The organism is Cobetia sp. SIMBA_158 (assembly GCF_046566945.1).
GTDB classification, from domain to species: domain Bacteria; phylum Pseudomonadota; class Gammaproteobacteria; order Pseudomonadales; family Halomonadaceae; genus Cobetia; species Cobetia amphilecti.
In genome coordinates, this window is sequence record NZ_JAWJYL010000008.1 from 191,123 (window position 1) to 197,371 (window position 6,249).

Annotated in this window: 6 protein-coding genes; 5 read left to right on the forward strand and 1 reads right to left on the reverse strand. The window is 63.2% G+C overall.

Going from position 1 to position 6,249, the window contains the following annotated elements; genetic code table 11:
- Positions 1–217: 217 nt before the first annotated feature.
- The gene (locus R2R70_RS13630) at positions 218–829 is read right to left on the reverse strand and encodes a riboflavin synthase (protein ID WP_054557313.1); all 612 of its coding nucleotides are present in this window, start codon (positions 827–829) and stop codon (positions 218–220) included.
- Positions 830–1,520: 691 nt separating this feature from the next.
- Here R2R70_RS13630 and R2R70_RS13635 point away from each other — a divergent pair.
- From R2R70_RS13635 to R2R70_RS13655, 5 genes are all read left to right on the forward strand, one after another.
- Positions 1,521–2,564: a methionine ABC transporter ATP-binding protein gene (locus R2R70_RS13635; protein ID WP_131432460.1), complete on the forward strand. Its 1,044-nt coding sequence runs from the start codon at positions 1,521–1,523 to the stop codon at positions 2,562–2,564.
- Positions 2,545–3,198, forward strand: a complete 654-nt coding sequence (locus R2R70_RS13640; RefSeq protein ID WP_107336314.1) for a methionine ABC transporter permease — start codon at positions 2,545–2,547, stop codon at positions 3,196–3,198. The genes R2R70_RS13635 and R2R70_RS13640 overlap by 20 nt, the downstream gene beginning before the upstream one ends.
- Before the next feature lie 160 nt (positions 3,199–3,358).
- Entirely contained in the window at positions 3,359–4,177 is an 819-nt protein-coding gene (locus R2R70_RS13645) for a MetQ/NlpA family ABC transporter substrate-binding protein (protein ID WP_043335679.1), read from the forward strand.
- Between the two features lie 218 nt (positions 4,178–4,395).
- Complete coding sequence (locus R2R70_RS13650; protein ID WP_131432461.1) at positions 4,396–4,884, forward strand: GAF domain-containing protein; 489 nt, start codon at positions 4,396–4,398, stop codon at positions 4,882–4,884.
- A 164-nt stretch (positions 4,885–5,048) separates the two neighbouring features.
- Positions 5,049–6,089, forward strand: a complete 1,041-nt coding sequence (locus R2R70_RS13655; RefSeq protein ID WP_410978295.1) for an alpha/beta hydrolase — start codon at positions 5,049–5,051, stop codon at positions 6,087–6,089.
- Positions 6,090–6,249: the final 160 nt, after the last annotated feature.

Genomic DNA, 6,249 nt, shown 5'->3' on the forward strand with positions numbered 1-6,249 from the left:
CTCGCTCGGACAGGTATGCCGCACAGGGCGTCGGATGAAGCTTTTCCCCTGTTCAGCCTGCCTGAACCACGATGCCCCGCCAGCGGCAGGGCATCGAAAGGCGCAACATGGTACCCAAAGGTCTGCAGCGAATCGAGCATTCCTGGCATATTTCCTGACCAGTCAGACGAGTTCTGGCGTCATGCCAGTGAGTTGATCCGCTGCAGACCTGCAAGCCTCATGCCAGACGGGAGGCCATGACCCGCTCGACGGTCTCGACAATGGCCTGGGTCTGCGGGTCGACTTCAAGGTTTACCTGATCACCGACGGCGCGCACGCCCATCAGGGTGCGCTCGAGCGTCTCGGGAATCAGATTGACGCAGAAGCGCGTGCCCTGCACCTCGCCGATCGTCAGGCTGACACCGTCAAGTCCCACATAGCCCTTGTCGAACAGAAAACGCATCAGCTCGGCCGGTGCCTGGAACCAGATACGACGATTGTCCGCAGTGGCCTCGATGGCATCGATGGTCACCATCGCCATCACGTGCCCGGACATCGAGTGCCCGCCGATCTCGTCGCCGAAGCGTGCCGCTCGCTCCACGTTCACGACGCTGCCCACCTCGAGCTCGCCCAGATTGGTCAGACGCAGCGTCTCGCGCATCAGATCGAAGCTGGCCAGTTGACCCTCAAGCGCCGTCACGGTCAGACAGCAACCGTTATGGGCCACCGAGGCCCCCAGCTCCAGCCCCGCCTCCAGCCCCGCCGGCAACCGGACCTGATGCGTGCGAAAGTCAGTGCGTTCTTCAATGGCCACCACTTCCGCCATGCCTTGTACGATACCCGTGAACATGCGTGATCTTTCCTTGCACTGCTGCTTCTTGCTGTCGAGAAGCCGTGAATAAGGGACGGCATGCAGCAGCGAGATGACCGGCATGCCCAGCCGAAATCCTAGCATGGTGGACTTGCCGTCGACATGCTGGCGTTGCCGGCCGTGGGGGTGCGCGGCGTTGCCGCCTTTGCCACCCGCTTCCCGTCTCCCGTCTCCCGCAACAGACGAGCACGACTGCCACCGCGAACGCAGCAGCCAGAGCGGGCCGCAACTCATCCCCGACTGACCGTCAAGACAGGAAAGCCGTCGCTGGCAGTTGAAACCCGCATCACGACAAGAGTCTTGTAAGAAATGGCTTACAGAGCGTATCGCCGAATTGCCATATCGAACGCCAGTTCGAATAAACGTCCAGCGCAAGACCAAAGTCGTTGACACCCCCAAGGTGACTGATAGAATGCGCCTCAAATCTGTTTGGCGCCGATTTGTACCCGGATTGCGGGCGCCCACCACGAGAGCTGGTCTCACGGGGTGCAAGTTCTGCTAAAAGGGTGTGTCCAGCGTTGATGGCCACCCGTCTTGGGTGGTCTTTTTTCTCCCCACTGGATCGCTCCCCTCTTCGCTGTCTGCCATGTGCGCAGACGCCGGCAGAACGTTCTGTCCTCTACAGACCTTTGCCCGCAATCCGGTTGGTGCCTTAACCACTCGGACCCCCATGATCACACTCAAGAACGTCTCCAAGACTTACGGCAGTGGTGACAAGGCCGTGGTCGCGCTCAAGGATGCCAGCCTCACGGTTCCTCAGGGCGCCATTACCGGTGTCATCGGCCTGTCCGGTGCCGGCAAGTCGACCCTCATTCGCTGCGTCAATCTGCTCGAACGCCCCACTGCCGGTAGCGTCGTCGTCGATGGCCAGGAACTGACCGAGCTCGACGAGTCCGCCCTGCGCAGCGCTCGTCACCAGATCGGCATGATCTTCCAGCACTTCAATCTGCTCTCCTCACGCACGGTCTTCGCCAATGTGGCGCTGCCGCTGGAGCTGGCTGGCACCTCGAAGGACGAGATCAGAAAGCGCGTCGAGCCATTGCTGGAGCTGACCGGCCTGAGCGACAAGGCCGACCAGTATCCTGCCCAGCTGTCCGGCGGCCAGAAACAGCGTGTGGCCATCGCCCGCGCGCTGGCCAGCCGCCCCAAGGTGCTGCTGTGTGACGAGGCCACCTCTGCCCTCGACCCGCAGACCACCGCCTCCATTCTTGAGCTACTCAAGGACATCAACACCAAGCTGGGCCTGACGATCCTGCTGATCACCCACGAGATGGAAGTGGTCAAGAGCATCTGTGATCAGGTCGCCCTGATCAGCGGCGGTGAACTGGTGGAAGTGGCCTCAGTGGGCGATTTCTTCACCGCACCGCAGACCCGCCTGGGCCGCGAGTTCCTCAATGACTTCCTGGAGCTTGAGCCGCCGCGTGCGCTGGTCGAACGCCTCGAAGCCACCGCGGGCCCGCACACCCACCCGGTGGTGCGCCTGGCCTTCAGCGGCGACGCCGTCTCCACTCCACTGATCTCCCGTCTGGCGCGTGAATGCCAGGTGGATGTCAGCATCCTGCAGGCCAAGGTGGAATCCATTCAGGACCGCACCCTGGGCCTGATGATCGCCGAACTGATGGGCGACAGCCGCCAGACTCAGCAAGCGCTCGATTATCTCGAATCCCACGACCTGAAAGTGGAGGTGCTCGGTCATGTCACCCGCACTGCTTGAACTCGTCCTGTCCTCCACCCTCGAGACGCTGTACATGGTCGCGGTGGCAGGCCTGATCTCCGCGGCACTCGGCATTCCCCTGGGCGTGGCACTCTATACCTCGCGCCCCGGCCAGATTCTCGCGCGCCCGGCACTCAACAGCGTGCTGAGCATCATCACCAACATCGGTCGCTCGGTGCCGTTCATCATCCTGATGGTGGCGATCATCCCGCTGACACGCCTGATTGCGGGCAGCTCGATCGGCACCAACGCCGCCATCGTGCCGCTGACCATCGCCTCGATTCCCTTCGTCGCCCGCCTGATCGAAGGCGCGCTGAATGAAGTCGGCCCCGGGCTGGTCGAGGCCGCACAGGCCATGGGCGCCACGCCGATGCAGATCATCACCAAGGTACTGCTGCCGGAAGCACGCGGCGGCATCATCAATGGCCTGACCATCACCGTGGTGACGCTGATCAGCTATTCCGCCATGGCCGGCACCGTCGGCGGCGGCGGCCTGGGGGATCTCGGCATTCGCTACGGCTACAACCGCTTCGACCCGATGGTGATGCTGGTGACCGTGGTCATCCTCGTCGTCATGGTGCAGGGCTTCCAGAGCCTGGGCGACCATCTGGTGCGCAAGTCGAACCACAAGTAAGCGTCGCTCCATGAGCGGTGACTGATCTGGAAGTGGCGTTCGATCTACAAATCACACGGCTTTCGGTATCGTGACGACTCATCACCATGAGCCGTCACACATAACATCCTGCGGACCCCGCCGGTCACGTCGGATCACAAGGAGAACATCGATGCGCAACATGCTGACCACGCTTTCTTCCCCGCTGCGCCTTGCCGGCGCTGCTACCCTGCTCGGCGCCACCCTGCTGGCAGGCTGCGGCAACGACGCGTCTGACGAGAACACCCTCAAGATGGGTACCGTCGCAGGCCCGGAAACCGAAGTGATGAAGGTCGCGGCCGAGATCGCCAAGGAAAAGTACGACCTGAACGTCGAGATCACCGAGTTCACCGACTACGTGTCTCCCAACGCCGCGCTGGCCGATGGCTCTCTGGATGCCAACGCCTACCAGCACCAGCCGTACATGGAATCCATGGTGCGTGAGCGTGGCTACAAGTTCGCCAGTGCCGGCAAGACCTTCGTGTACCCGATCGGTGCCTACTCCGAGAAGTACGCAGACATCAGCGAACTGCCGGACGGCGCGACCATCGCCCTGCCGAACGATCCGTCCAACGAAGGCCGCTCCCTGATCCTGATGCACGACCTGGGCATGATCGAGCTGACCGACAAGGGCAACCTCGAAGCGACGCCGATCGACGTCGCCAAGAACCCGCATGACTACCAGTTCAAGGAAATCGAGGCTGCCCAGCTGCCACGTATCCTGCCGGACGTCGACCTGGCCTTCATCAACAACACCTTCGCCCAGCCGGCTGGCTTGAAGCCGGAAGACGCGCTGATCCGTGAAGGCGCCGAGTCTCCGTACGTCAACCTGATCGTCGTGCGTCAGGGCGATGAAGACAGCGAGAAGGTGCAGAAGCTGGTCAAGGCCTACCAGACGCCGGAAGTCGAAGCCAAGGCGGAAGAGCTGTTCAAGGGTGCGGCGGTACCGGGCTGGAAGTAAGCCTCACCCCACGTCACTGACAGACGCCTGAACGCAAAGCGCCGACCACTGGTCGGCGCTTTTGCATCCGGTGGATGACTCATCTCGTCACGCATCTCATCACACCCAGATGCCGACGCAGCGCGGAAAGACACACGCGCAGGACACGCTTGAAACAGGCGACCCGCGACCGCATTCTTGCGCCATCTCGCCACCTTACCTATCCCTCAGGAGCCCTCATGGCCACTCGCCCCGACTATTCACTGCTGGCCCGCCAGCTGGATGCCATCCTCGATACCCGCGACTGGCTGACCAATGCCTCCCAGACGGCTGCCTTCGTCAACATGACGGTGGAGAACCTCAACTGGGCAGGCTTCTATGTGCAACGTCAGCCGCAAATCCTGCACCTGGGGCCATTCCAGGGTCAGCCGGCTTGCCACCCGATTCCCTTCACCAAGGGCGTGTGTGGCGCCGCTGCTACCGAGCGCACCACCCAGCGCGTCGCGGACGTACACGCCTTCCCGGGCCATATCGCCTGTGACGCCGCCTCGCGCAGCGAGCTGGTCATCCCGGTGCTCATCGAGCAGGACGGCCAGCAAGTGCTGTGGGGTGTGCTGGACCTGGACAGCCCGAGCCCCGAGCGCTTCGACGAAGAGGATCAGGCCGGCATCGAGCGCCTGGTCGAGATCTTCATCGCCTCCAGCGACTTCGACAGCGTTCCTGCCTGACAAACTGAGCGCTCGCCTGACAGACAGCCTGAACGTCAGCATCACGCTCTGCCGCCCGCCGCGCCACTCGCACGGCGGGCGGTTTGCGTTGTGGCCTGTCAGGCCTTGCACAGCCCCGTACGAGATGACAGGTTAAGAGCTCTCGCCCCCGACAGGAGCCAAACATGTCATCCCGGTCGCCATCTCATCCCTCGTCGCCCTCTACTTCGCCCTCCACATCATCCTCTACATCCCCGGATTCGCCGCCCCCACACGCGGAGGCCTCGCTGCAAAATCACGACGATGCGCATGCCGGCCTTGAGCGAGTCATCAAGCATCTTGAGCGTATCAAGGCCTTCACGGCGCGCACCGGCAATGACCTCGGCGCCAAGCGCACCCTGCTTGAGGCCTACTTCGCTGCCGACGCCAGCATTCTCGACACCGGCGTGACACCGCGTCTCGCGATGGTACCGGGCGGCGAGGGAGAGCGTGTCTGTGAGGTATTGCCGGCACCCGATGACGCACCAGCGCGCCCGCGTCGCCTGCTGTATGTGCATGGCGGCAGCTGGATCGCAGGCTCGCCTGCCGGCCATCGCCCTCTGGCCAGCCGTCTGGGGCGAGCGGCACGCGCCGAGACCTACACCCTGGATTACCGCCTCGCGCCCGAGGCCGCCTTCCCGGCCGGCCTGCAGGACGTGCTGGCCGCGTGGCGCTGGCTGTGTGACGAATACCCGCAGGACCACCTGCTGCTGGCCGGTGACAGTGCGGGCGGCAACCTCACGCTGGCGGCCCTGAATGCGCTCAAGAGCGCAGGTGAGCGGCTGCCGGATGCGGTGATCGCCTTCTCGCCCGCCACGGACCTCAGCTGGGGCAGCGCCTCACTGTCGCGCAAGGCCGAGGTGGACCCGATCCTCGATCCCAATCTGCTGCCCTTCGTGAGCATGGCCTATGTGCAGGACGGCACCGACATGAGCGATCCGAGCATCTCGCCGCTGGAGGGAAATCTGTTTGACCTGCCTCCGACGCTGATCCAGTGCGGCGAGGCGGAGATCCTGCTCGATGACAGTCGTCGCTATGCTACTCAGGCGCAGGACTGCGGCTCGCCCGTCACCTTGAGCCTGTGGCCGGACATGCCGCATGTGTTCGTCGGCTTCGCTCCGCTGCTGAGCGCTGCCAATGCCGCCCTCAAGGAAGCACGCGAATTCCTCGACGCTACGCTTGCCTGAGCGGCGTACACCAATCCCGCGGCAGATTTTCAGGACACGCACACGAAAACGCCCGACTCGATGAGCCGGGCGTTTTCTGGAATCTGGTAGGACCAGGCGGATTTGAACCGCCGACCTCCACGATGTCAACGTGGCGCTCTAACCAACTGAGCTATGGTCC

What these genes read in the sequence shown, in the direction of transcription:
- R2R70_RS13645 (WP_043335679.1), top strand. Translation starts at nt 3,359, where the DNA reads ATGCTGACCACGCTTTCTTCCCCGCTGCGCCTTGCCGGCGCTGCTACC.
- R2R70_RS13650 (WP_131432461.1), top strand. Translation starts at nt 4,396, where the DNA reads ATGGCCACTCGCCCCGACTATTCACTGCTGGCCCGCCAGCTGGATGCC.
- R2R70_RS13635 (WP_131432460.1), top strand. Translation starts at nt 1,521, where the DNA reads ATGATCACACTCAAGAACGTCTCCAAGACTTACGGCAGTGGTGACAAG.
- R2R70_RS13630 (WP_054557313.1), bottom strand. Translation starts at nt 829, where the DNA reads ATGTTCACGGGTATCGTACAAGGCATGGCGGAAGTGGTGGCCATTGAA.
- R2R70_RS13655 (WP_410978295.1), top strand. Translation starts at nt 5,049, where the DNA reads ATGTCATCCCGGTCGCCATCTCATCCCTCGTCGCCCTCTACTTCGCCC.
- R2R70_RS13640 (WP_107336314.1), top strand. Translation starts at nt 2,545, where the DNA reads ATGTCACCCGCACTGCTTGAACTCGTCCTGTCCTCCACCCTCGAGACG.